Raw genomic sequence first — 24006 nt, 5'->3', positions numbered from 1 at the left:
TTATCGCTGCCCCTGTAGGAGCGGGTTTACCCGCGAAGAGGCCAGCACCGGCAACCGAGAAACCCTACTGTGCGCACAGCCCTACTGTTCATTCTGCTGCTACTCACCGCCTGCAACCAGGGCCCCACCCTGGAGCGTCTGGGTGGCCCGACCATGGGCAGCAGCTACAGCATCCAGTACGTCCGCGAGCCTGGTGGCCCGGTGCCGGCCCAGGTGCAGAGGGCGGTTGAAACCATCCTGCATGACATCGACCACCACTACTCGACCTACCGCGGCGATTCCATCGTCAGCCAGTTCAACCGGTTACCCGCCGGTGAGTGCCTGGCCCTGCCGCCCGATATGCTCGAATTGGTCAGCCTCGGCCAGCACCTTGCCGAGCAGAGCGATGGCGCTTTCGATCTCACGGTAGAGCCTTTGCTCGACCTGTGGGGCTTCGGCCCTCAGGCCCGTCACGAGCAGGTGCCCGAACCACAGGCACTGGCCCAGGTGCGCCGGCGTGTGGGCTACCAGCACCTGCGCATCAAGGGGCGCGCCCTGTGCAAGGATGCCCCGGTGCAGCTCGACCTCAACAGCATCGTCGCCGGCCATGCTGTCGACGTGATCGCTGCGCGCCTGCAGGCCATGGGTGTCAGCAGCTTTGTCGCCGAGGTCACTGGCGAGTTGAAGGCAGTTGGCCGCAAGCCTGACGGCAGCCCTTGGCGCATTGCCCTGGAACTGCCTCGCGAAGACCGGCAGGTCGCCCGCCAGATCATCCCGGTCAATAGCCTTTCAGTATCAACCTCGGGTGACTATCGGCACTATTTCGAGCAGAATGGCCGGCGCTATTCGCACACCTTCGATGCCCGCCTCGGGCGCCCGGTCGAGCATGACCTGGCGGCCGTTACGGTGCTGGACGCCTCAGCACTGCAGGCCGACGGCTATTCGACGCTGCTGCTCATCCTGGGTCCGCAGCGAGGCTGGGATTTTGCCGTGGCGCATGACCTGGCTGCGGTTTTGGTGACTCGAGCAGAGGGAGGCTTCGTCTCCCGATCTACGCCCGCGTTCGAACGGGCAGTGAAAGGCCAGTGAAAGCACAAGCAGGGATGATTGCCGCCAGGGAATGGGTGAAGCATATGTAGTGCGGGCAAAATTGGCCTACGACGCGACCAAGGGTTAATGTGCGCGGCGTTCCGGGTTGATTAGACTGCACCCGAATTTTCTCATGGCGCCCCGGCGGCATGATCGTGCCCCGCAAGCGACCGTGGCTTGCGGGCCAGTTCTGAAGGAGTACGCATGGCTGTCTACAACTACGACGTAGTGGTGCTGGGTTCCGGCCCGGCCGGTGAAGGCGCGGCAATGAACGCCGCCAAAGCAGGGCGCAAGGTAGCGATGGTCGATGACCGTCGCCAGGTTGGTGGCAACTGCACCCACCTGGGCACCATTCCGTCCAAGGCACTGCGTCACTCGGTGCGGCAGATCATGCAGTTCAACACCAACCCGATGTTTCGTGCCATCGGCGAGCCACGCTGGTTCTCGTTCCCGGACGTGCTGAAAAGCGCCGAGAAGGTCATCGCCAAGCAGGTGGCATCGCGCACCGGCTACTATGCCCGCAACCGCGTCGACGTGTTCTTCGGCACCGGCAGCTTCGCCGACGAGCAGACCGTGGAAGTGGTGTGCCCCAACGGCGTGGTCGAGAAGCTCAACGCCAAGCACATCATCATTGCAACCGGCTCGCGCCCTTACCGCCCGGCCGACATCGACTTCCACCATCCGCGGGTTTACGACAGCGACACCATCCTCAGCCTCAGCCATACCCCGCGCAAGCTGATCGTGTACGGTGCCGGCGTAATCGGTTGCGAATACGCTTCGATCTTCAGTGGCCTGGGCGTATTGGTCGAGCTGGTCGACAACCGCGGCCAACTGCTGAGCTTCCTCGACTCGGAAATTTCCCAGGCGCTGAGCTACCACTTCAGCAACAACAACATCACAGTGCGTCACAACGAAGACTACGAGCGCGTCGAAGGCCTGGACAACGGGGTGATCCTGCACCTCAAGTCGGGCAAGAAGATCAAGGCGGACGCCTTGCTCTGGTGCAACGGCCGTACCGGCAACACCGACAAGCTGGGCCTGGAAAACATCGGCATCAAGGTGAACAGCCGCGGCCAGATCGAGGTCGACGAGGCCTACCGCACCGCCGTGCCGAACATCTACGGTGCCGGTGACGTGATTGGCTGGCCAAGCTTGGCCAGTGCGGCCCATGACCAGGGCCGGTCGGCCGCTGGCAGCATTGTCGACAATGGCAGCTGGCGCTTCGTCAACGACGTGCCGACCGGTATCTACACCATTCCGGAGATCAGCTCGATCGGCAAGAACGAGCAGGAACTGACCCAGGCCAAAGTGCCGTACGAAGTGGGCAAGGCCTTCTTCAAAGGCATGGCGCGTGCGCAGATCGCCGGCGAGCCGCAGGGCATGCTGAAGATCCTGTTCCACCGCGAAACCCTGGAAATCCTCGGTGTGCATTGCTTTGGCTATCAGGCTTCGGAAATTGTCCACATTGGCCAGGCGATCATGAACCAGCCAGGTGAGCACAACAACCTGAAGTACTTCGTCAACACCACGTTCAACTACCCGACCATGGCCGAAGCCTATCGGGTAGCTGCCTATGACGGCCTGAACCGGCTTTTTTGAGCGGCTCCGACCGGTGGCCTGAGCCGGTCGGAGAGACCGATTTCAACCCTACCCGAGGGTGGTCTTGGCCAAACCGGGAAAGTCTGTAATCAGGCTGTCCACACCAAAGTCAGCCAGCCGGCGCATCAGTGCCGGCTCGTTGACCGTCCACACCGACACATGCAAACCCTGGCCCTGTGCTTTGAGCAGGCGCTCGGGGGTGCACAGTGTCCAGTTCAATGCCAGCAGCTCGCAGCCATAGTTATGTGCCACCTTCAGCGGGTCGAGCCAGGCGTATTCGGCCACCAGCCCGCGTTTCACGTCCGGCACCAGTTCCAGGGCGGCGCCCAGTACCTCGCGTGAACTGGAGGTGATGGTCACCTTGTCCAGCAAGCCATATTGCTGGGCCAGTTCACGGATCGCCAGGACAGTGGTGGCCGCGCGGGTGCGCGAGGCGCTTTTCACTTCCAGCTGCCAGTGCTCGAACGGGCATTTTTCGAACAGCTCTTCCAGCTTCGGGATCGGGCAGGGCTGCACATGGCCCGGGCCGCCTTTGCGGGCATCGATCTTGACCAGGTCGGCGGCCGGGTGCTCGACCACTTTGCCGCGACGGCCAGTGGTGCGCTTGAGGGTGGCGTCGTGGATGACCATCAGTTCGTTGTCGGCTGACAGGTGCAGGTCCAGCTCGCAGCGGGTCACGCCATGGGACAGGCATTGCTGAAAGCTTTTCAGGGTGTTCTCGGGTGCTTCGCCCTTGGCGCCGCGATGGCCGTAGATCAGGGTCACGTTCGTTCCTTCAAATCAGGGGGAAATTGGCTCAGGAGGCAGGGTCGTTCAGTTCCAGCTGCTGGCGCCGTTGCTGTTGCTGGCGCTGCAGGATGTAACGGGCCAGCAGTTGTCGTTGGGCGTCGGTCATGTCGATGAACTCGGTGCCGACCTCGAAGCCGCCTTCCGGGCGTGGGTCGCAATGGCTGACCTTGCCGCGCAGCAGCAGGCCATGGGCACGCGGCATCAGCACCATTTTCACCTTCACTCGTGTACCCGGGTCAATCCGTGTGGCTTGGACGGATTCGATGCCGCCTTCGGAAATGACCACCGGTACTGGCTCGCCGACCTCGCCAAGCAGGGTTTGCGCAACCACCGCGCTAAGCAAGTCGAGGCGCTTGTTCTGTGCCCGCAGGAAGGCGGCGAGCGTGCGGTCCTTGTCGCTCAGCTGGCGCAACAGGTGTTGCGACTCGAAGTCGGACAAGTGCAGTTCGCTGAGCAGGTTGAACAGCGGTGAATCATCTTGCAACACATCTGGCTCGAGGGCTTCGGCCGCGCTAAGGGGGTTTATTTGAAGTGCGATCCGATCTTCGATGCGGTAGTATTCGCGGCGATCTTCTTCGTCTAATGTCGTCATGGCGAACCCAAGGTAGCGGCGGTGGTCCGAGTGTAAAGCCGCCGTAGGCGCCTCGCCACAAGGACGTTCCCTTTCATCCGAACAAGCCCCGACATGTTCAGACCTCTTTTCGCATTCATCGGCACGCGTTATACCCGTGCCAAACGTCGCAATCACTTCGTCTCGTTCATTTCCCTGACCTCGATGATCGGCCTCGCCCTGGGCGTGGTGGTGATGATCGTGGTGCTGTCGGTGATGAACGGTTTCGATCACGAGATGCGCACCCGCGTGTTGGGCATGATTCCCCATGCCACGCTGGAGAGCGGCCAACCCATTGCCGACTGGCAGGCCCTTGCCCAACAAGTAAAGCAGAATCCGCAGGTGGTAGCGGTTGCGCCGTTCACCCAGATGCAGGGCCTGCTGACCCATGATGGCAAGGTGCAGAAGGTGCTGCTCAACGGCATCGACCCCGCTCGCGAGCGCGAGGTGTCAATCATTGACAACTTCGTCCTGCAAGGCCGCCTGGACCAGTTGGCGCCGGGCGAGTGGGGCATCATGATCGGCGACAAGGCAGCGGCCAAGCTGGGCGTTGCCATCGGCGACAAGCTCACCTTCGTCGCCCCCGAGGTCAGCGTGACCCCTGCCGGCATGTTCCCGCGCATGAAGCGCTTTACCGTGGTTGGCACTTTCCACGTTGGCGCGGGCGAGATCGACGGCTACCTGGGCCTGACCAACATCAGCGACCTGTCCCGCCTGCACCGCTGGAAGCCCGACCAGGTCCAGGGCCTGCGCCTGAAGTTCGACGACCTGTTCCAGGCGCCGCGCGTAGCCTGGAGCATCGCCCAGCAGCTGGGCGACCAGGAATTCTATAGCCGTGACTGGACCCGTACCCACGGCAACCTGTACCAGGCGATCCGTATGGAAAAGGCCATGATCGGCCTGCTGTTGCTGCTGATCGTGGCGGTGGCAGCGTTCAACATCATTTCCACCCTGGTGATGGTGGTCAACGACAAGCGCGGCGACATCGCCATCCTGCGCACCCTGGGCGCCACGCCCGGGCAGATCATGCTCATCTTCATGGTCCAGGGCACGGTGATCGGGGTGATCGGTACCCTGATCGGCGCCGTGGTCGGGATCTTCGCGGCGCTGAACGTGAGCGCCGCGATCGCCGGCATCGAGAAACTGATCGGGCACAAGTTCCTCAACGCCGACGTGTACTTCATCGATTACCTGCCGTCGCAGATCCTGGCCCAGGACGTGTACATGGTCTGCGGTGCGGCACTGGTCCTGAGTTTCTTCGCCACCCTGTATCCGGCCTGGCGTGCGGCCCGCACCCAGCCTGCAGAGGCGCTACGTTATGAGTGAGTCGCGCATGAGTGATAAAGCCGTTCTGAGTTGCCGCAACCTGGGCAAGTCCTACGACGAGGGCCCGGAGTCGGTGCAGGTGCTGTCCGGGCTCAACCTGGAGCTGCAAGCCGGTGAGCGGGTCGCCATCGTCGGCAGTTCCGGCTCAGGCAAGAGTACCTTGCTCAACCTGCTGGGCGGCCTCGACCGGCCGACCCAGGGCAGCGTATGGCTGGCGGGCGAAGAGCTGTCGGCACTGGGCGAGCGTGCCCGTGGCCTGCTGCGCAACCGTGAGTTGGGCTTTGTCTACCAGTTTCACCACCTGCTGCCGGAATTCACCGCCATCGAGAACGTGTGCATGCCGCTGCTGATCGGCCGAACGCCCATCCCCGAGGCCCGGGAGCGTGCCGAGGCGCTGCTCAAGCGGGTAGGCCTGGGCCACCGCTTGAACCACAAGCCGGCCGAGCTGTCCGGCGGTGAGCGCCAGCGCGTGGCGATTGCCCGGGCGCTGGTCAACCGCCCCGGCCTGGTGATGCTCGACGAGCCGACCGGCAACCTCGACCACCATACCGCCCAAGGCATCCAGGAGCTGATGCAGGAGCTGTCCGGTGCCTCGCGCACGGCATTCCTGGTGGTCACCCACGACCTCAACCTGGCGCGGCAGATGGACCGCGTGTTGAAGCTCGACGATGGCCACCTGGTGGCAATCTGATCGACTGTCGGGGTGGCAAGTGCTGCCCCGTTTTCCTGTTTTCATTGGGTGATTTCGTACATGTTCAGACCCTTGCCCATCTTTATCGGTGCGCGCTACACCCGAGCCAAGCGTCGCAACCACTTCATTTCGTTCATCTCGATGACTTCGATGATCGGCCTGTCGCTGGGCGTGCTGGCGATGATCGTGGTGCTGTCGGTGATGAACGGCTTCCAGCGCGAAATGAGCTCGCGCATTCTCGGCCTGGTGCCGCATGCCGCCATCCTGGGTGTGCAGCCGCTGGACGATTGGCACAAGGTGGCCGACGCAGCCACGAAGAATCCGGCGGTGATGGCTGTGGCGCCGATTACCGAGATGGAAGGCATGCTGTCATACAAGGGCGCCATGCAGCCGATCCAGGTGGGGGGTATCGACCCGGCCGAGGAGGGCAAGGTTTCCATCGTTGGCCAGCACATTGTCCAGGGCCGCCTGCAGGACTTGCAGCCAGGTGAGTTTGGCGTGGTCATCGGCGAGCTGACCGCACGGCGCTTCCGCCTGAACACCGGCGACAAGCTGACCTTGATCGTGCCGGAAATCAGCAAGGAACCGGGTGGCATCACCCCGCGCATGCAGCGCCTCACCGTGGTCGGCATCTTCAAGGTCGGCGCCGAGCTGGATGGCTCGCAGGCCTATATCCATGTCGCTGATGCTGCCGAGATGCAACGCTGGGCGCCGGGCCAGGTGCAAGGTGTGCGCCTGAAGCTGCACGACCTGTATGCCGCTCCGCAGGTGTCCAAGGCGATTGCCGCCGGGCTTGGCGACGCCTACCGCGCCGATGACTGGTCGCATACCCAGGGCAGCCTGTTCAGCGCCATGAAGATGGAAAAGACCATGATCGGTCTGCTGCTGATGATGATCATCGCGGTGGCGGCGTTCAATATCATCGCCACCCTGGTGATGGTGGTGAACGACAAGGGGCCGGACATTGCCATCCTGCGTACCTTGGGCGCCACGCCGGCGCAGATCATGGGCACGTTCATGGTCCAGGGCAGCCTGATCGGCATTGTCGGCACGCTGATTGGTGGCGTATTGGGCGTGATTGCGGCGTTCAATGTCAGCCAGATTGTCGGTTGGCTGGAGCGGGTTAGCGGGCAGCACATCTTCACGTCGGATGTGTATTTCGTCAGCAGCTTGCCGTCGCAATTACAGTGGGGGGATGTGGCGATCATCTGCACCGCCGGCCTGGTGATGAGTTTCCTGGCGACCATTTACCCGGCCTACCGGGCGTCGCAGGTGCAGCCGGCGATTGGCCTGGCGGTTTGATGTTTGCCTGAGATCCTGGGGGCGTCAAGCGCCCCAGGGTTACCGAGCTTGAGTGAAGTCGATCACGAATCGGGTCCACCCACCGTCGCACTCCGCCCGTATGCATCCGCCATGGGCCTGCACGATCGACCGGGTAATCGCCAGGCCCAGCCCCGCATGCTCGCTGCTGCCTTCCCGCCGAGCCGGGTCCACCCGGTAAAACCGGTCGAACAGCCGTGGTAGCGCCGTCGGGTCGATAGCCAGCCCGGTATTGGCCACGTTGATCGTCGGCCCCGGCCCCAGGGTCACCTTTATCTGTCCTCCTGCCGGGGTGAAGCGCATGGCGTTGTCCAGCAGGTTGAACAGCGCCCGGCGCAGCATGTGCTGGTCACCCAGCAGCACGGCTTCACCCTCGCGCAGCATCTGCACGTCGCTGTCTTCGGCCAGTGGCGCGTAGTATTCCAGCAGCGCATCCACCTCGTCATGCAGCGCCAAAGGCGCGTGCCCCGGTACCAGCAGGCCGTGGTCGGCCTTGGCCAGAAACAGCATGTCGTTGATCATCTGCGCCATCCATTGCAGCTCTTCCAGATTGCCATGCAGCGCCTCGCGGTATTCTTCGAGGCTGCGTGGGCGGGTGAGGGTGACCTGGGTGTGGGTCAGCAGGTTGGACAGCGGCGTACGTAACTCGTGGGCGATATCGGCCGAAAACGCTGACAGGCGCTGGAAGGCATCGTCCAGGCGCTGCAGCATCGCGTTCATGCTGCTGGCCAGCTCGGCCAGTTCTTCGGGCATCTGCGCCACCGGCAGACGGGTGGTGAGGGAGCGCGCTGACACGCTGGCGGCCACCTGGCCCATCTGCCGCAATGGGCGCAGGCCGCTGCGGGCGGCCCAGGCACCCAGTAGTGCGGTGGTTAGCGCCGACAGGCCGACCGTCAGCCAGATCAGCCGTTGCATGCCTTGGAGGAAGTGCTGATGGTGGGTGATGTCGAGGTACAGGGTCAGTTGCGGCGACTGCATGGTGCCCGGCGTCAGGGGTACGGACAGGCTGCGGTAGTCGATGCCTTGTGTATGCAGGGTGGTCAGCCCGGTGTTCAGTGCTGCTTGCGGCAGCCCGCTGCGGCTTTCGAACCAGGTGGCGCCATTGCTGGCGCTGATACGCAGGGCCAGGTCGGCCTGGTGGCTCAGTTCATCTTGCAGGGCAGGCAGGCGAGCCAGAAGCTCATCAGTCGTGCTGACGCCAGCCAGTTGCGTACGGAACAATGACAGGCGCGAGTCCAGCAGTTGTTGGTCGAGCTCGATGAAGTGCTGCGCGCTGGCCCGGCTGAATAACAGGCCGGCGCCCAGCGAGACGGTGGCGGTGCAGGCGGCGAACAGCAGGGCCAGGCGGCTGCCGAGGGAAATCCGGCGCATCACTCGGTGCGCTCTTCAAGTACGTAACCCATGCCGCGTACGGTGTGGATCAGCTTGTTGGGGTGCGGGTCGTCGATCTTCAGGCGCAGGCGGCGGATAGCCACTTCGATCACGTTGGTGTCGCTGTCGAAGTTCATGTCCCACACTTGCGAGGCGATCAGCGATTTTGGCAGCACCTCGCCCTGGCGGCGCAGCAGCAGTTCAAGGAGTGAAAACTCCTTGGCGGTCAGGTCGATGCGCTGCCCGGCGCGCTCGGCGCGGCGGCGAATCAGGTCCAGGCGCAGGTCGGCCAGGCTTAAGGTAGTGTCCTGGCTCGGGCTGGTGCCACGGCGCAGCAGGCTGCGTACCCGGGCCAGCAGTTCGGAAAAGGCGAATGGCTTGACCAGATAATCGTCGGCGCCCAGTTCCAGACCATGCACGCGATCCTCGACGGCGTCGCGGGCGGTCAGGAACAGCACCGGCGTATCCAGGCCAGCCTGGCGCACGGCCTGAAGGATCTGCCAGCCGTCGCGGCCGGGCAGCATCACGTCGAGGATCAGCAGGTCGTGGTCGCCGGTCAGGGCGAGGAACTGGCCGGTTTCGCCATCGGTAGCCAACTCGGTGGCAAAGCCGGCCTCGCTCAGGCCTTGGCTCAGGTACTGGCCGGTGCGGGCCTGGTCTTCGACGATCAGCAGTTTCATGCACTGTCCATAATCTGAAAGTTAGCGTAGCCAATGGGCGTTGTTTTACCCTGCTAGCACAGGGGCAATGTGATGGCTGAAATGATACGTGACGATGTGCCCGCTCGCCCAAGCTGACAAAGTTGTAATGTGCCTGTCAGGTAGCTGCCAGTCGCCCCCGGCTAATGTGGCTTCATCCCGATTGTGTAACCCCGGAGTCATCATGAAACACCTGTTCATTGCCGCCACCCTTGCTTTGGGCAGCTTGCCGGCTTTTGCTGGCCAGGCGCAGACCTTCGCCTTCGGCGAGCCTGCCCCGGCGGCCCAGGCCACCCGTACGGTCAACGTGGTGCTCAAGGACATCGCCTTCGAGCCAAAAAGCCTGCAGGTAAAAGCCGGCGAGACGGTGCGCTTCGTGCTGGTCAACGAGGGCAAGCTGCCTCACGAATTCAATCTGGGCGACAAGGCCATGCATGCCGAACACCAGAAGGAAATGGTCGCCATGCAAGGCAAGATGTTCACCGAGGCCATGAACCACGACGGCATGGAGCACGGCAAGATGATGAACCACGGCCAAATGATGGGCCACGGTGACGGCCATGGTCACGGGGGTGGCAACACTGTGATGGTCATGCCCGGCCAGCGCGCCGAGCTGACCTGGACCTTCCGCCAATCGGCGCCCATCGAGTTTGCCTGTAACGTGCCGGGGCATTACCAGGCGGGTATGGTCGGGACATTGACCATTGAGTGACTGGCCCTGCAAGGTGGGGTGCAAAACCGGTAGACTAGAGGCAATTTCGAACCTCTAGGTCAGTTTCCATGCATCCCGCTGCCGAACATTCCCCGCTGGGCAAGTCCAGCGAATACATCGCCACCTACTCCCCGGAACAGCTGTTCCCGATCCCGCGTACTGCCAAGTGGGCCGAGCTGGGCGTTACTGCACAGACCTTGCCTTGGCAGGGGGTGGATTACTGGAACTGCTTCGAGCTGAGCTGGCTGCTGCCTTCGGGCAAGCCGGTGGTGGCGATCGGCGAGTTCGCCATCCCGGCTGATTCGCCAAACATCATTGAGTCCAAGTCATTCAAGCTGTACCTCAACTCGCTGAACCAGACGGTGTTCGCCTCGCTGGGCGAGTTGCAGGCATGCCTGCAAAAAGACCTGTCCGCCGCTGCCGGCAAGCCGGTGGGGGTGAAGGTTCGCACGTTGGCCGAGGTTGAAGCCCAGGGTGTGGTGGCTTTACCGGGGCAGTGCATCGATGCACTGGACGTGGCCATCAGCAACTACGAGCAGCCGCAGCCAGAACTGTTGCGCTGCAACCCGGAGCGGGTGGTGGAAGAAACCCTGCACAGCCATCTGCTGAAGTCCAACTGCCCGGTCACCGGCCAGCCGGATTGGGGTAGCGTGGTGGTCGAGTACAAGGGCAGGGCGCTGGACCACGCCAGCCTGCTGACCTATCTGATCAGCTTCCGCCAGCATGCCGACTTCCATGAGCAGTGTGTGGAACGGATTTACCTGGACTTGAAGAATCTGCTGCAGCCGGAGCACCTGACGGTCTATGCGCGCTATGTGCGCCGCGGTGGGCTGGACATTAACCCGTACCGCAGCACCGGGGCGATCAGCCCGGATAACAAGCGCCTGGTTCGGCAGTAATACAGGGGGCCGCTTTGCGGCCCCCCGCTATTTCAGATCCCCATGCTGTGCAGCGAGTTGGCTATGCTGCGCAGGGTGGCTGTGAGGTCGGGGTGGTCGGCCTCGAAGCGTTCGATCGCAAGGTTCACGCCGTCCACCAGGTTGTTGTCTGGCGTGGCTTCCTCAAGTTTCAGTTGCGCCTCGATCTGGCGCGCCTCTTCGTGCAGGGCGGCCAGCTCTTCTTCCGAAAGCGGTACGTTGCGGTCCAGTTGCTCGCGCAAGCTGTTCAGGCGCTCTTGCAATTCGCGGGCAGGCATTGGCTATTCTCCATCAATGGCTTGGCAAGCCATGGACCTCGGCGACGTGGCAAAGGTTCTGGCCTGCCTTCAGGGTAATCTACCTGCTGCCGATTTGCATGATCCGCGTCAAGGGTGCTGTATCAGGGTTTTTCACCCTTGCGTCGGCGCTGGGCGATGTCCTGCAGGCAGGTGTCCAGCGCTTCCAGATGGTCGATCACCGAGTGCACGCCAAGGCTGAACAGCGCCAGCGTCGCCTTGCTGCGCGCCAGGTCCTGCTCTTGCGGGCTCATGGCTTGCCATTGCGCAGAAGTGCGGTCGCATAGCGGGCTGCAGGCGGCCAGGCCTACCGTCCACAGGCCGGCGTTAAGGCCAGACTGCAGCAGGCGTGGGTCGCCGCTGACCAATACGCAGCCATCCAGGCGTTCGCTATCCAGCGCCATCAGTGCCTGCCAGCAAGCGTTTGGCGCTGGCCAGTGCACACCATTGACTGAATGCCCTGGCAGCCATTCGGGTAGTACATGGGCCAGGTGCTCGCTTTGCGTGGTATTGAGGTCATCCAGCCAGATGCACGGCACTTGGCGCTGACGCAGGCTGGCAAGGGTGGCCAGGGCGCCGGGGGCGGGTGAGGGAGCGCCATTGGCGGCCTGCACCAGGCAGCCGCGCAAGCCGAACAGTACAGCAGTGAAGGCGGGCGCAGTGTCCATGGCAACTTCCCCCAAATGGTTCGAAGGCTATGCGTTGATTGTTACCGTCCTGTGACAACGGCCTCTGTGCAACAGTTGTTCACAAAATATTGAGCAAAAATGTGTAAGGCTGTTTATCAGCCCGCAAGTCTCTATACTGCCGCCTTGATAGCAGCGCGAACTGTTGCGCTTGCGGCCGAGAAATTCGATGGAGAAACACCTATGCGTAGGATCGGTGCCAGTGTGATCGAACGAGTCACCCAGGCCTGTGTCTGCGCCAGCATGCTGCTGGCGCCCGTGGCTGCCACTCAGGCCGCCACCGAGGAAGATCCCTGGGAAGCGGTCAACCGCCCGATCTTCCGCTTCAACGATACCCTCGACACCTATGCCCTCAAACCATTGGCCAAGGGCTACCAGGCGGTCACTCCACAGTTCCTCGAAGATGGCATCCACAACATCTTTCGCAACCTGGGTGACGTGACCAACCTGGCCAACGACTTGCTGCAGCTCAAGCCGCATGCGGCAGGCGTGGATACGGCGCGGTTGATCGTCAACACCACCTTCGGCCTGGGTGGCTTCTTCGATGTGGGTACCAAGATGGGCCTGCAGCGCAATGACGAAGACTTTGGCCAGACCTTGGGCTACTGGGGTGTGCCGAGCGGGCCGTATGTGGTCATCCCGCTGCTGGGCCCAAGCACCGTGCGTGACGGCGTGGCCAAGTATCCGGACACCTACACCAAACCCTATCGCTACATCGACCACGTGCCTACGCGCAACTCGATCTTCGCGCTGGACGTGATCGACACCCGCGCCAGCCTGCTCTCGGCCGAAAAGCTGATTCAGGGTGACAAGTACATCTTCATTCGTAACGCCTACCTGCAGAACCGCGAGTTCAAGGTGAAGGATGGCGAGGTCGAAGACGACTTCTGATCTGTGAACCTGGGGCCGCAATGCGGCCCCTTGTTCAATGCATGGCCAGAATCCGCAGCCCGAACTTCTGCTGCCCGCCCGGCTGGTCGGCAATCCACACCACTTCGGTGCTGGCGTGCAATCCCTTCAGTGCCGGATGGTCGGAGTCGATCCGCACCTCTATGCGATCACCCACCAAAAAATGCTGCGGCGCCTGTACCTGCATGCCGCCGCTGGACAGGTCCAGGCACACCGCCGCAATCACCTGGCCTTCGTGCAAAAGGCTGATCTCGGTGTCGATGCGCATACGAATGAAGTCGCGTTTCTCGCTGTGGCTGGAGGGCGTGTGAGGCATGCTGCATCCTTCCCGTCGGGTTGCGCTGGTCGACTTTCTTATAACTCCCGGTGATTTGCCCTGTAAAGAGCAGCGAGGTCGACCCCTGCATGCTTGAAACCCCTGCCGGATGGGAGTACCGTCTGCGCCTTACAAGGTACCTCTGAACAGTTGCCGGGCAGGTGTTCTTGTCCTACAACTCAAGTAGAGTGTGACCATAAAGAATTCCCGTAGCTGGCCGTCTGCCTTGCCGACACCGCTGCACCAACCTAAATCGGCGCCGTTCGCCCACATGCAGAAAACCAGTGCAACGCTGCTGATCATCGATGACGACGACGTGGTCCGTGCTAGCCTCGCCGCCTACCTTGAAGACAGTGGTTTCAGCGTCCTCCAGGCCGGTAATGGCCAGCAGGGGCTTCAGGTCTTCGAAGAACACCAGCCCGACCTCGTGATCTGCGATCTGCGCATGCCGCAGATGGGCGGCCTCGAACTGATCCGTCAGGTCAGCGAGCGTGCGCCGCAGTTGCCGGTGATCGTGGTGTCCGGTGCCGGCGTCATGAGTGATGCGGTGGAAGCGTTGCGCCTGGGCGCCGCCGACTACCTCATCAAGCCGCTGGAAGACCTGGCCGTACTCGAGCATTCGGTGCGCCGCGCCCTCGACCGCTCGCGCCTTGTGCTGGAAAACCAGCGCTACCGCGACAAGCTCGAAGCCGCCAACCGCGAACTGGAGGCCAGCCTGCACCTGCTGCAGGAGGACCAGACCGCCGGTCGCCAGGTGCAGATGAACATGTTGCCGGAAAGCCCCTGGGTAGCCGGCGAGTTTGCTTTCGAGCATCAGATCATCCCGTCGCTGTATCTGTCGGGTGACTTTGCCGATTACTTCCGCGTGGACGAACGGCGTATCGCCTTCTACCTCGCCGATGTTTCCGGGCACGGTGCATCATCAGCGTTCGTCACCGTCCTGCTGAAGTTCATGACCACGCGGCTGTTGTTCGAATTCAAACGTGGCGGCAAGATGCGCGAGTTCAAACCTTCGCAGGTGCTTAGCCATATCAACCGTGGGTTGATCAACTGCAAGCTGGGCAAGCATGTGACGATGGTGGGCGGGGTGATTGACGAAGACACCGGCCTGCTGACCTACGCCGTTGGCGGCCATCTACCGCTGCCGGTGCTGTACACCCCCGAGCACACCCGCTACCTGGAAGGCCGTGGCCTGCCGGTAGGGCTGTTCGATGAGGCCACCTACCAGGACCTGGTGGTGGAACTGCCCCCGCAGTTCAGCCTCAGCCTGATGTCCGATGGCATTCTGGACCTTTTGCCGGGTGATACGCTCAAAGATAAAGAAGCCGCCTTGCCGGAGATCGTCAAGGCAGCAGGTGGCAGTCTGGATGGGCTGCGTCAACGATTTGGATTGGCTACGCTTGGGGAGATGCCGGATGATATCGCCCTATTGGTGTTGAGCAGGAACCTTCAATGAGTACCGGTAGAATTCAGTTCGCCGAGCAGAGCGGTACCTTCGTACTGAAATTCGTTGGTGAAGTGCGCCTGACCCTGTGTTCGGCGCTGGATGCGACGATCGAGAAGATTTTCACTGCGCTGAACTTCTCGGCGATTGTCATCGACCTGACTGAAACCGAGAGTATCGACAGCACCACGCTGGGCCTTCTGGCAAAGCTGTCGATCCTGTCGCGGCAGAAGGTGGGTCTGCTGCCGACTGTGGTGACTACCAATCCAGACATTTCACGGTTATTGCAGTCGATGGGCTTCGATCAGGTGTTCAACATCGTCGATCGGCCGATTCCCTGCCCCGAATGCCTGACCGACCTGCCGTCGCAGGACCAGAGTGAAGAGGTGGTGCGTTCCAAGGTGCTGGAGGCGCACAAGATCCTCATGGGCCTGAATGACTCCAACCGCGAAGCCTTCCATGACCTGGTCAATGCGCTGGAGCGGGGCTGATCTATAGCCTGTGCCGGCCCATCTGCGGGTTTGCCCGCGAAAGGGCCAGTAAAGGCAGCCGATTTTTCGCTTTATCTATTTTCTGCCAACGAACTCAGTCGCTTCATTCCCGCCTGCATCCAGCTGATACACCCGCGCCGGCCGCCCCTGTTCATCAAAGAACACCTGTCCCAGCCCCGCACCATTCCACAACCGTTCCCCCGCCTTGCTATGGTTCGGCGTGCGCGGCACCACTTCCATCTCCCGGCGCTTGGTAAACCAATTCAGTGGTGAACGCGGCGCGTACAACCAGCGGTTGAGCCGGTCGAGTACATCCAGCAAACGCCGAGGGAACTCGTTCTTGATCCCGCTACTGGTCACCTGCCACAAGTGCGGGCTGCGCTGGCGGTGGCGAATCAGCACCTCATACACGAACGAGTAATGCACATCCCCCGACAGCACCACGTAGTGCCCCGGTGTGCGCGAGTGGCGGAAGATATTGAGGATGACCTGTGCTGCACCGCGGTGGGCCATCCAGTTCTCGGCATCCACCAGCAGCGGGTAGCCCAGCCAGCTGAACACCTTCTGCACCGTTTCAATCAGCTTCACCCCGAAAATCGGCGCAGGTGACACGATAACCGCCGAGGGATGATCGAGCAGTGCTTGCTGCAATTCACTCAGCGCTTCCCAGTCCAGCAGGCCGGACGGCTTGGCCAGGTTGCTTTCGCTGCGCCAGCGCCGCGTACGGGTGTCCAGGACCAGCAGTGGTGGTTCTGTAGGCAGGCTGAACTGCCAACCCTGGAAGCGCAGCAGCTCGCCAATCAGCTCATCCTGGTTCTGGCGGGTCAGCACCTGGCACTGTTTGATCAGCGGATTGCAATCGTCCGGGTTGTTGCCCCAGGCCTGGCAGAGCAGGTAGCCGAGCAAGGCGTTGCCAATGATCCTTCGCGAAAATGGGTGGCCGTAGGCCGTTTCCTCCCACTGCGCCGAGAGGTTCCAGTCGTCGGTGATGTCGTGGTCGTCGAAGATCATCAGGCAGGGCAGGTGGGCCATCACCCGTGCCACCTGACCTAGATTGTCGGCAAACCCCTGAATCAGCGGCAGCTCATGCCGGTATCGGGCTTGATGCTCGTCGCTGAGCCCGCTGGGGATGCCCAGGTCCACCAGCTGCCAAGGCACCGGCGACCACACCAACAGGTACATGGCCATGACTTCGGCCAAGGTCACCAGATGGTTGTCGGCGTTGCTGGACGAGAAGATCGGCTTGCGCTTGCCGCCGAAAAAGCGCTCGCGCAGGGTGTCGTTGCGCTCCAGCGCCGGCAGCAGGTCGGCGCGGTGGTAGTAGCTGGCCGGGTGCTGGTACAGCGCCTGGCTGTCGGCTACCACCGCACCCTCCAGTTGCTCGTCGAACAGGCCCAGGCGCGAGATCAGGCTATGAATGGCGCGCAACATGGGGCCAGCAACATCGTCGGCGTAAACCTGGTCGCCCGTCATCAATAGCACGGCGGGGCGGTCTTCGGGCCTCTTGCACGCCTGCAGCAGGCGGTCGGCGCACAGCAGGCCATCGGCCGCAGGGTGGTGCGGCTTGCGGCAGGAGCCGTGCAGCAAGTGGTCGAGGCGCTCATGCAGCACCAGGCTCGGGCGTGGGTTGCCGGGGTAGAGCAGGTGTGGGGCCCAGTCGGCGATACCCTGGCCGTTGATCAGCAGGTCGTAGTCGAGCAGCTGGTTGCAGGGCAGGGGGCTGGCGAATTGGATGTCCAGCAGGTGAACGTAGGCATGCCGGCCAATCGGCACCACCTGGCAATCGACTTGGGCCTCGCTTGCCAGGCAGACGAACTCGGGCTGCAGCGGTTGGGTAGTGACCAGCCAGACGGCCAGACGCTGGGGTTCCAGGCGGCGCAGTACCGGGCCGGCGAGAACGAGGGGCAACGGGTTAGGGGAGGTCATCGACAGCTCGGGTGGCTATGGCGGCCTGTTCGCGGGCAAGCCCGCCCTCACCTCGATCGGTGTAGGAGCGGGCTTGCCCGCGAACAGGCCCGAGAATTCAATACACAACTAAGGCGTGGCAAACAAAACGGGCGGAAAATACTGAGCTCTTCCCGCCCGTCGGGCAAACCCGAACTGTATCAGGCCTTTTCAGCCATCAACTTCTCCAGCTTTTCCTGGTCCCGCGCAAACTGGCGGATACCTTCGGCCAGTTTCTCGGTGCCCATGGCGTCTTCGTTCATCGCCCAGCGGAACTGGCTTTCGTTCAGGTGCTGCTTGGCTTCACCGGCGTTGCCCGGTTTCAGCACCTGCGGCAACTCACCTTGGTCATCACTGAGCTGCTGCAGCAGCTCGGGGCTGATGGTCAGGCGGTCGCAGCCGGCCAGTTGTTCGATCTGGCCGATATTGCGGAAGCTGGCACCCATGACCACGGTGTTGTAACCATTGGCCTTGTAGTAGTTGTAGATGCGCGTGACCGACTGCACGCCCGGGTCCTCGGCGCCCACGTATTCCTGGCCGGTGCTCTTCTTGTACCAGTCGTAGATACGGCCCACGAACGGCGAAATCAAAAACACCCCGGCATCGGCGCAAGCCTGGGCCTGGGCGAAGGAGAACAGCAGGGTCAGGTTGGTCTGGATGCCTTCTTTCTCCAGCTTCTCGGCGGCGCGAATGCCTTCCCAGGTGGAGGCCAGCTTGATCAGCACACGCTCTTTTGGCACTCCGGCCGCCTCGTACAGCGCAATCAGCTGACGAGCCTTGTTCAGCAGCGCTGGCTCATCGAACGACAGGCGTGCATCCACCTCGGTGGAGATACGCCCCGGGATGACCTTGAGAATGCCCGAGCCCACGGCCACCGCAAACTTGTCGCAGGCCAGGTCGACATCACCCTTGGCGTCGGCCTTCACCTGTTTCAGCAGGTCGGCGTAGCCCGGGATGGCAGCAGCCTTTAACAGCAGCGACGGGTTGGTGGTGGCATCGACCGGCTTCAGGCGGGTGATGGCGTCCAGGTCCCCGGTGTCGGCGACCACGGTGGTGAACTGCTTGAGTTGTTCCAGCTTGGAGGTCATGGGCGTGCTCTGTCCTGTGCATTTACTCGACATTACCCGAGCCCCGGCAGCCGCTCAAGGGCCGCCGAAACCCTGCGGACCCGCTGGTCCGCACAGGGCTGTAGGAAAGGTGAAGATTCGAGTCGCAAGCAAGCCCGAGGTTCCCTCCCTCTGAGGTCATCGCCCCTGCAACAACTCCACGGCCTGGTCAAACACCGCCAAGGGTTCAGCCGCCTTGTGAATGTCAGCCGACAGCAGCTGGCGGAAGCGCCGCGCCCCTTTGAATCCTTGGGCCAGCCCCAGAATATGCCGGGTAACGTGGTGCATCGCACCGCCGCTTTCCATATGCGCCACGATGTAAGGCCGCAGTTGCGCCAATGCCTCGCTACGGCTGACCACCGGCGCATCGCTGCCAAACAGTTGCTGGTCCACCTCGGCCAGCAGATAAGGGTTGTGATACGCCTCGCGCCCCAGCATCACGCCATCGAAGGTTTCAAGGTGTGCCTGGCATTCGTCCAGGGTCTTGATCCCGCCGTTGAGCACGATCTCCAGGTCCGGGAAGTCCCTCTTCAACTGCGCTGCGATGTCATAGCGCAGCGGCGGGATCTCGCGGTTCTCTTTCGGCGACAGCCCTTCCAGAATCGCGATGCGTGCATGCACGGTAAAACTCCGGCAGCCGGCCTCACGCACCTGGCCGACGAAGTCGCTCAGTTCGGCGTAGCTGTCACGGCCGTTGATACCAATGCGGTGCTTCACCGTGACAGGCGTCGATACGGCATCACGCATGGCCTTCACGCAGTCGGCCACCAGCGCCGGGTGAGCCATCAGGCACGCGCCGATCATGTTGTTCTGCACCCGGTCGCTCGGGCAGCCAACGTTGAGGTTGACCTCATCGTAGCCCGCCTCTTCAGCCAGGCGCGCACAAGCGGCCAGGTCGGCCGGCACACTGCCGCCCAGTTGCAGGGCCAACGGGTGCTCAGAAGCATCGTGGCGCAGGAAACGGTGGGCGTCGTTGTGCAGCAGGGCGCCGGTGGTGACCATTTCGGTGTAGAGCAGGGTTTGCCGGGAGAGCAGGCGCAGGAAGAACCGGCAATGTCTGTCTGTCCAGTCCATCATCGGTGCAACGCTGAAGCGGCGTGACGGCTCAGGGCACGTGGTTTGTGGCTTTGAAGCTAATTCTAGGGGCATTCTGGTCTACGCATTTATGTACCACTTTTCGGGTTTTTTGGTGAGACAGTGGTGCGATGTAGCACCGCCATTCACGCTTGTACCCCCGGAAATCATGGTAACAATCAGAGCAAGGAAAAAGGCCGATGGAACGGTCAGCTATACCGTCCAGATCCGCCTCAAGAAAAAGGTGTCCTAGTCTACCAAGAAGCCCAGACGTTCGCCCGTAAGCAGGCAGCGCAGGCTTGGGCGAAGCGACGAGAGACAGAGTTGGCAGAGCATGGTGCCATCGAGCGGGCCAACCGTGGATGGCACGCAATCAAGGCCATGATTGATCGCTACCTGTTGGAAGCCGAGAAAGCCCGGCCGCTGGGTAGGACGAAGCGGCAGACCCGCCTGGTTTGTACGACGCGATACCCAGCCATGCGCCAAGACGTTCGCGTGCAAAATCCTCAGGAACAATTGGCCCGAAAAAACGTAGGAGCGAGCGCCAGCTCGCGATGCGCCGCGCGGGCGGCGCTCGGTCTGATAACCACCAAAAACCTCATGACGAACACCTTAAGGCCCCCACCGAACCCAATGCCATGACCGTCCGCTCCGGGTCGGTTAGCAGCCCCTTGGCAAGGGCAACAATCGGCCATCATCGGACCGTCTTGCTGCCATGATCCAGTTTGTTCAGATATTCAGCGACCTCATGTGTCAGCCAACTTGAGAACACCTGCTGCTTTGTTTCTGAACGCTCGCGGTTGGGTAATACCAGCCAATACGGGTAGGGATAGGGAGCGATCACGGGGGAGAGTTGCACCAACTCCCCTCGTTGGATCGCGTCGTGCACAAGGCTGCGGCGCTCCAGGGCGATCCCCTGGCCTAAGCGCACGGCTTGAAGCACCAGGTTGGAGTCGTTGCTGCACAGGCCGATGCGTGGGACTTCCCTATCCAGCCCGGCCGCTTGACACCACGGTTGCCATGATTCCATGTTGAAAACAATGTTGCTGCTGATGATCTCTTCAGGGGTCTGTGGTAGCACCCCGCCGTTGAAGTGCGGAGCGGCAACCACCAACGTCTCGTCATGAAAGAGCAGATGCTGCTCCACCCCGTCCCAGTCGCCCTTGCCCATGCGGATCCCTACGTCGACAGATTCCCGCGTCAGGTCCGATAGCGCCAGATTGGCCTGTAGCCGGACGCTGATATGCGGCTGTAATTGCTGGAAACGTGGCAAGCGGGGCAACAACCAGCTGAATCCGAACGAAGGGAGAACGGCGACCACCAGTTCCGTTGACTTGGGTTGCGTCTTGATCAGTCGCGTGGCTTCGGCGATTCCGCCCAAGCATTCGCGGATCTGCAAGGCATACAGTCGTCCGTCCTCACTGACCCGCAGACCCCGTCCCTCACGGACGAACAGGGTGACGCCGATCATCTCTTCCAACACCTTGATCTGCTGGCTGATGGCCGAATGGGTGACATGCAGTTCTTTGGCGGCTGCGGTGACGCGCCCCAGCCTTGCAACCGATTCGAAGCAGCGTAGGCAGGTGATTGGAGGAATATTCGACATGTAAGTATTTCTTACAAATAGTGGAAAAAAAAACTGATTTATAAGTGGCAAGGCTCTCATTAATGTAAGTGACGGTAAAGTCTTCGACTGGCAAGAGGACTGGAGCCATAGACGGTGCGTGGGGAGCACGGCAAATGACAACGGGTAATCCTGACTGTGAAGACCACCAGTGGTTGCAGATTTCATTGACCAGCGCGCAATGGGTTTCGGTGCGGTTTACTCACGACATCTACACGCGTGCGGTGAGCGGCAAGCATTGGATCAGCGCGGACGGTGTCGACTTCGCGATTGGCCCCGGCGAGTGCGTGAAATTGTCTGTCGGGCTAGCGCTGATTGATGGGGAAGGTCTTCTGCAACTGGAGCCAGTCAGGGCACAGAAGCAGCACCCGGCGTATCCGTTCCCCTGCTGTTCAAACGCCAGACAACGGCATTAGAGATCAACATCAATCAAGGAAACTATCGATGAAACTCATTGGGATGCTGGATTCACCTTACGTTCGCCGGGTAGCTATATCCCTGGACCTTCTAGGCATCGAGTTCGAACATGCCCCACTGTCGGTGTTCAGCACATTCGAAGAGTTTTCGAGGATCAATCCGGTGGTCAAAGCGCCGACTCTGCTGCTCGATGACGGCTCCGTACTGATGGACTCGACGCTGATCATCGATTATTTCGAGACCCTCAGCTCACCCGGGAGCAAGCTATTGCCAAGTCAACCGCAGGCGCTGGCCAGAGCTTTGAGTACATTGGGGCTGGCGCTGGCGGCATGCGAGAAGACCGTCCAGATCGTCTATGAACACAATCTTCGACCGGCGGAAAAGCTTCATCAGCCCTGGGTCGAACGCGTCACCCGGCAGTTGCTGGCGGCGTGCGCGGAGTTGGACAAACAATTGGCGGCACAAGCGTCGCATGGGGTGCGCCCAGACCAGGTTGAGGTCACTTGTGCGGTAGCCTGGTCGTTCATGCAGTTGATGCTTCCCGATGTAGTCAAGGCCAGCGATTTCCCGGCCATCAATGCCCATGCGGCCCGCCTGGAACAGACCGATCTGTTCAAGCGTTATCCGATTGCCTGAGCCCTGGCGGAACGGGCCGGGCTCAACCGCGCCGATTGCCCCTCCCGCCACTGATTGGTTTTTGCGAGCCGTATCCATGTACACACTTTATTTCGCGCCGACGGCCAATGGTCACAAGATCCTGATCATGCTAGAGGCGCTTGGCGTGCCTTACCGGATCCGTCGGATAAACCTGGCGCAGGGTGAACAACACCAGCCGGACTTCGCCCGCCTGACAATCCACCGAAAGATCCCGTTGTTGCTCGATCACGATCAGGCGCTGATCCTGCCCGAGTCCGGAGCTATCCTTCAATATCTGGCGGAAAAGCACTTGCGATTCCTACCGTGCGTAGGGCCTGAGCGCTATGCGGTGCTCCACTGGCTGGCCTGGCAAATCAGCAGCCTGGGGCCGATGGCCGGGCAGAACTATCACTTCATTCATCAAGAGGCCGAAGGCAACGAGTACGCAAGATCGCGCTATCAGGAACAAACCGTCCATTTGTTCAACACAGTGGAAAAGGCTTTGGCCGGACGCGATTTCATTGCTCGGATGTACTCGATTGCCGACATGGCCATCTATCCCTGGCTGCGCATCCACGCTCAATTGCAGGTGGATATCCAGACATTGCCCAATGTGGCCGGTTATCTGAAGCGAATGGCGGCCCGTGAAGAAGTGCTGACCGCCTATGCCAAGGGGGCAAGGTCAACATCGACGCTCCCGGGATGATGCATCGGGAGTCTCCCTGAAATAGCCCAGACCGGACAAATAGCCGGAATGGCCTCCGCCAATCATGCTCGTACCACCGGGAATCATGGCAACGATCAGAGCAAGGAAAAAGGCCGATTGGACGTTTATCTATCCCGTCCAGATCCACCTCAAGAAAAAGGATGTCCTGGTCTACCAAGAGCCCCAAACCTTCGCCCGCCAGCAGGCTGCTTGAGCCTGTGCGAAAGATGGTTCGTGTGGAGGATCTGCATTTTCGCGATCTGCGCCACGCAGGCGTGAGTTGGTTATTCGAAATGGATTGGGATATCCCTGCGGCGTTACACCCTCTGAGGCGTGTGAAGCGAACCTGGCATAGCAGCTACACTGCACGACCCGATCACCCACGACAGCCTGCTTCAATCCAGCGCAGGCTCATGAAAAGGAAGTCAAGCAAATGGATGTACCTTGCACCTCTCTGGACGAAGTCCGTCAACGGATTGATGAAATCGACCGCAGCCTCGTTTCGCTTCTCGCCAAACGTGGAAGGCTCGTAACGCAAGCAGCAGGCTTCAAGAAAACCACCGATGATGTGCGTGCGCCTGCCCGGGTCGAGCAAGTGATCAAGAAGGTTCGTGAGATGGCTGACGAAACCGGTGCCTCGGCTGAGGTGGTGGAGCAGGTCTATCGGGCGATGATTTCGGCCTTCATCGCTGAGGAACTGAACACCCATGCGAAGCTGGCCGACGAGGCTTCTGCATCGTGATGAAGTGCGGGGCTCATATGCAGCCCCGCCGCCTTTTCCTGCTTGCTATCTCTGGCTCAACGCCGCAATCGAAACGCCAGACGCGACGAAGGTGAGGCCTGCGCCCACGTTCAGCCCATTCATCAGCCGTGGCCGCCGGTACAGGTAGCGAGACAGCCCCGTGGCGAAAATGCCCATCAAGGCAAACCCCAATGCAGTGAGTGCAGCGAGCCACAGGCCGTAAACCATCATCTGCACACTGACCGACCCGCGTGCGGGGTCGACGAATTGGGGAATGAACGCCAGCACGAACAAACCTGGCTTGGGGTTGAGCGCAGCCGAAAGCAGACCGGTCATAGGCGAACCACACGTTCATGGGAAACACGGCTCTCTCCTTAAGCCTGATGAAGCATCCCTCCTGACGGTGGAATCAGCCCCGGCGCTGCCAAAAATGCCGAAGGCCTAGTTTTTACTGCTGCAGTCTATGTCGTAGCGGCCATGCTTCAGGTCGTATCTGGATGCACCTGAATCTTAC

Annotated in this window: 25 protein-coding genes and 3 pseudogenes; 16 read left to right on the top strand and 12 right to left on the bottom strand. The window is 61.3% G+C overall.

The annotated features are described in order from the left end of the window. Positions 1-69: 69 nt before the first annotated feature. Together ACE4QZ_RS18055 and sthA are read left to right on the top strand one after the other, a co-directional pair. A complete protein-coding gene (locus ACE4QZ_RS18055) occupies positions 70-1068 on the top strand; it encodes an FAD:protein FMN transferase (protein WP_031322837.1) in 999 nt (332 codons plus the stop codon). A gap of 204 nt (positions 1069-1272) precedes the next feature. After that, on the top strand, positions 1273-2667 hold the full coding sequence (gene sthA, locus ACE4QZ_RS18050; RefSeq protein ID WP_021785418.1) for a Si-specific NAD(P)(+) transhydrogenase: 1395 nt from the start codon (positions 1273-1275) through the stop codon (positions 2665-2667). A 48-nt stretch (positions 2668-2715) separates the two neighbouring features. On the opposite strand, the gene ACE4QZ_RS18045 is transcribed toward sthA, so the two are convergent. Next, positions 2716-3432: a glycerophosphodiester phosphodiesterase gene (locus ACE4QZ_RS18045; protein WP_021785417.1), complete on the bottom strand. Its 717-nt coding sequence runs from the start codon at positions 3430-3432 to the stop codon at positions 2716-2718. A gap of 31 nt (positions 3433-3463) precedes the next feature. Beyond that, positions 3464-4048, bottom strand: coding sequence for a PilZ domain-containing protein (locus ACE4QZ_RS18040; protein ID WP_021785416.1), 585 nt, complete (start codon positions 4046-4048; stop codon positions 3464-3466). A gap of 93 nt (positions 4049-4141) precedes the next feature. On the opposite strand from ACE4QZ_RS18040, the gene ACE4QZ_RS18035 reads away from it, so the two are divergent. Genes ACE4QZ_RS18035 through ACE4QZ_RS18025 form a run of 3 tightly spaced genes read left to right on the top strand, consistent with a single transcriptional unit; the run spans position 4142 to position 7385 of the window. Continuing rightward, a complete protein-coding gene (locus ACE4QZ_RS18035) occupies positions 4142-5392 on the top strand; it encodes a lipoprotein-releasing ABC transporter permease subunit (protein ID WP_021785415.1) in 1251 nt (416 codons plus the stop codon). A gap of 7 nt (positions 5393-5399) precedes the next feature. Next, the gene (gene lolD, locus ACE4QZ_RS18030; RefSeq protein WP_172402812.1) at positions 5400-6083 is read left to right on the top strand and encodes a lipoprotein-releasing ABC transporter ATP-binding protein LolD; all 684 of its coding nucleotides are present in this window, start codon (positions 5400-5402) and stop codon (positions 6081-6083) included. A gap of 60 nt (positions 6084-6143) precedes the next feature. Beyond that, positions 6144-7385, top strand: a complete 1242-nt coding sequence (locus ACE4QZ_RS18025) for a lipoprotein-releasing ABC transporter permease subunit (RefSeq protein WP_021785413.1) — start codon at positions 6144-6146, stop codon at positions 7383-7385. Between the two features lie 39 nt (positions 7386-7424). On the opposite strand, the gene cinS is transcribed toward ACE4QZ_RS18025, so the two are convergent. Further along, complete coding sequence (gene cinS / locus ACE4QZ_RS18020; RefSeq protein WP_021785412.1) at positions 7425-8777, bottom strand: two-component system sensor histidine kinase CinS; 1353 nt, start codon at positions 8775-8777, stop codon at positions 7425-7427. After that, positions 8774-9454 carry a two-component system response regulator CinR gene (cinR, locus tag ACE4QZ_RS18015; protein WP_014753919.1) on the bottom strand — a complete coding sequence of 227 codons (681 nt, stop codon included), beginning with the start codon at positions 9452-9454 and terminating at the stop codon, positions 8774-8776. The genes cinS and cinR overlap by 4 nt, the downstream gene beginning before the upstream one ends. A gap of 202 nt (positions 9455-9656) precedes the next feature. On the opposite strand from cinR, the gene ACE4QZ_RS18010 reads away from it, so the two are divergent. Together ACE4QZ_RS18010 and queF are read left to right on the top strand one after the other, a co-directional pair. Continuing rightward, the gene (locus tag ACE4QZ_RS18010) at positions 9657-10184 is read left to right on the top strand and encodes a plastocyanin/azurin family copper-binding protein (protein ID WP_021785411.1); all 528 of its coding nucleotides are present in this window, start codon (positions 9657-9659) and stop codon (positions 10182-10184) included. Positions 10185-10252: 68 nt separating this feature from the next. Further along, the gene (gene queF, locus ACE4QZ_RS18005) at positions 10253-11083 is read left to right on the top strand and encodes an NADPH-dependent 7-cyano-7-deazaguanine reductase QueF (RefSeq protein ID WP_021785410.1); all 831 of its coding nucleotides are present in this window, start codon (positions 10253-10255) and stop codon (positions 11081-11083) included. Positions 11084-11115: 32 nt separating this feature from the next. Here queF and ACE4QZ_RS18000 read toward each other — a convergent pair whose 3' ends face one another. Both ACE4QZ_RS18000 and ACE4QZ_RS17995 read right to left on the bottom strand, forming a co-directional pair. Continuing rightward, positions 11116-11379: a DUF4404 family protein gene (locus tag ACE4QZ_RS18000; protein ID WP_003248815.1), complete on the bottom strand. Its 264-nt coding sequence runs from the start codon at positions 11377-11379 to the stop codon at positions 11116-11118. 122 nt (positions 11380-11501) lie between these two features. Beyond that, entirely contained in the window at positions 11502-12065 is a 564-nt protein-coding gene (locus ACE4QZ_RS17995; protein ID WP_021785409.1) for a hypothetical protein, read from the bottom strand. A 201-nt stretch (positions 12066-12266) separates the two neighbouring features. Here ACE4QZ_RS17995 and ACE4QZ_RS17990 point away from each other — a divergent pair, with 201 nt between their 5' ends. After that, the gene (locus tag ACE4QZ_RS17990) at positions 12267-12974 is read left to right on the top strand and encodes a VacJ family lipoprotein (RefSeq protein WP_021785408.1); all 708 of its coding nucleotides are present in this window, start codon (positions 12267-12269) and stop codon (positions 12972-12974) included. Positions 12975-13008: 34 nt separating this feature from the next. On the opposite strand, the gene ACE4QZ_RS17985 is transcribed toward ACE4QZ_RS17990, so the two are convergent. Beyond that, positions 13009-13308: a PilZ domain-containing protein gene (locus tag ACE4QZ_RS17985; protein WP_021785407.1), complete on the bottom strand. Its 300-nt coding sequence runs from the start codon at positions 13306-13308 to the stop codon at positions 13009-13011. A 271-nt stretch (positions 13309-13579) separates the two neighbouring features. Between ACE4QZ_RS17985 and rssB the strand changes: the two genes are divergently transcribed. Beyond that, complete coding sequence (gene rssB, locus ACE4QZ_RS17980; RefSeq protein WP_021785406.1) at positions 13580-14764, top strand: two-component system response regulator RssB; 1185 nt, start codon at positions 13580-13582, stop codon at positions 14762-14764. Further along, a complete protein-coding gene (gene rssC / locus ACE4QZ_RS17975) occupies positions 14761-15243 on the top strand; it encodes an anti-sigma factor antagonist RssC (RefSeq protein WP_021785405.1) in 483 nt (160 codons plus the stop codon). Before rssB ends, rssC begins: the two co-directional genes overlap by 4 nt. A gap of 75 nt (positions 15244-15318) precedes the next feature. Here the strand turns inward: rssC and ACE4QZ_RS17970 are convergent, their stop codons facing one another. The 3 genes from ACE4QZ_RS17970 to dusA all read right to left on the bottom strand — a co-directional run bounded on the left by ACE4QZ_RS17970 (position 15319) and on the right by dusA (position 19442). After that, complete coding sequence (locus tag ACE4QZ_RS17970) at positions 15319-17169, bottom strand: alkaline phosphatase D family protein (protein ID WP_021785404.1); 1851 nt, start codon at positions 17167-17169, stop codon at positions 15319-15321. 179 nt (positions 17170-17348) lie between these two features. Next, entirely contained in the window at positions 17349-18275 is a 927-nt protein-coding gene (gene tal, locus ACE4QZ_RS17965) for a transaldolase (RefSeq protein WP_021785403.1), read from the bottom strand. 156 nt (positions 18276-18431) lie between these two features. Then, positions 18432-19442, bottom strand: coding sequence for a tRNA dihydrouridine(20/20a) synthase DusA (dusA, locus tag ACE4QZ_RS17960; protein WP_101196186.1), 1011 nt, complete (start codon positions 19440-19442; stop codon positions 18432-18434). 94 nt (positions 19443-19536) lie between these two features. Between dusA and ACE4QZ_RS17955 the strand changes: the two are divergent. Next, positions 19537-19814, top strand: a pseudogene (locus ACE4QZ_RS17955) (site-specific integrase); the annotation flags it as partial. A gap of 247 nt (positions 19815-20061) precedes the next feature. Here the strand turns inward: ACE4QZ_RS17955 and ACE4QZ_RS17950 are convergent. Further along, positions 20062-20973, bottom strand: a complete 912-nt coding sequence (locus tag ACE4QZ_RS17950) for a LysR substrate-binding domain-containing protein (protein WP_084850433.1) — start codon at positions 20971-20973, stop codon at positions 20062-20064. A gap of 134 nt (positions 20974-21107) precedes the next feature. On the opposite strand from ACE4QZ_RS17950, the gene ACE4QZ_RS17945 reads away from it, so the two are divergent. The 5 genes and pseudogenes from ACE4QZ_RS17945 to ACE4QZ_RS17925 all read left to right on the top strand — a co-directional run bounded on the left by ACE4QZ_RS17945 (position 21108) and on the right by ACE4QZ_RS17925 (position 23492). Continuing rightward, complete coding sequence (locus tag ACE4QZ_RS17945) at positions 21108-21407, top strand: hypothetical protein (protein ID WP_021785394.1); 300 nt, start codon at positions 21108-21110, stop codon at positions 21405-21407. 28 nt (positions 21408-21435) lie between these two features. Further along, the gene (locus ACE4QZ_RS17940) at positions 21436-22044 is read left to right on the top strand and encodes a glutathione S-transferase (protein ID WP_021785393.1); all 609 of its coding nucleotides are present in this window, start codon (positions 21436-21438) and stop codon (positions 22042-22044) included. 76 nt (positions 22045-22120) lie between these two features. Beyond that, the gene (locus ACE4QZ_RS17935; protein WP_021785392.1) at positions 22121-22750 is read left to right on the top strand and encodes a glutathione S-transferase family protein; all 630 of its coding nucleotides are present in this window, start codon (positions 22121-22123) and stop codon (positions 22748-22750) included. A gap of 85 nt (positions 22751-22835) precedes the next feature. Then, positions 22836-22961, top strand: a pseudogene (locus ACE4QZ_RS17930) (site-specific integrase); the annotation flags it as partial. Positions 22962-23183: 222 nt separating this feature from the next. Further along, on the top strand, positions 23184-23492 hold the full coding sequence (locus tag ACE4QZ_RS17925) for a chorismate mutase (protein WP_012053142.1): 309 nt from the start codon (positions 23184-23186) through the stop codon (positions 23490-23492). A 45-nt stretch (positions 23493-23537) separates the two neighbouring features. On the opposite strand, the pseudogene ACE4QZ_RS17920 reads toward ACE4QZ_RS17925, so the two are convergent. After that, a pseudogene (locus ACE4QZ_RS17920) lies at positions 23538-23828 on the bottom strand (LysE family translocator); the annotation flags it as partial. Between the last annotated feature and the right edge of the window lie 178 nt (positions 23829-24006).

It is taken from the genome of Pseudomonas sp. DCA-1 (genome assembly GCF_046523955.1).
Classification (GTDB): domain Bacteria; phylum Pseudomonadota; class Gammaproteobacteria; order Pseudomonadales; family Pseudomonadaceae; genus Aquipseudomonas; species Aquipseudomonas putida_Y.
This window is presented reverse-complemented; position numbering and strand designations above follow the sequence as displayed.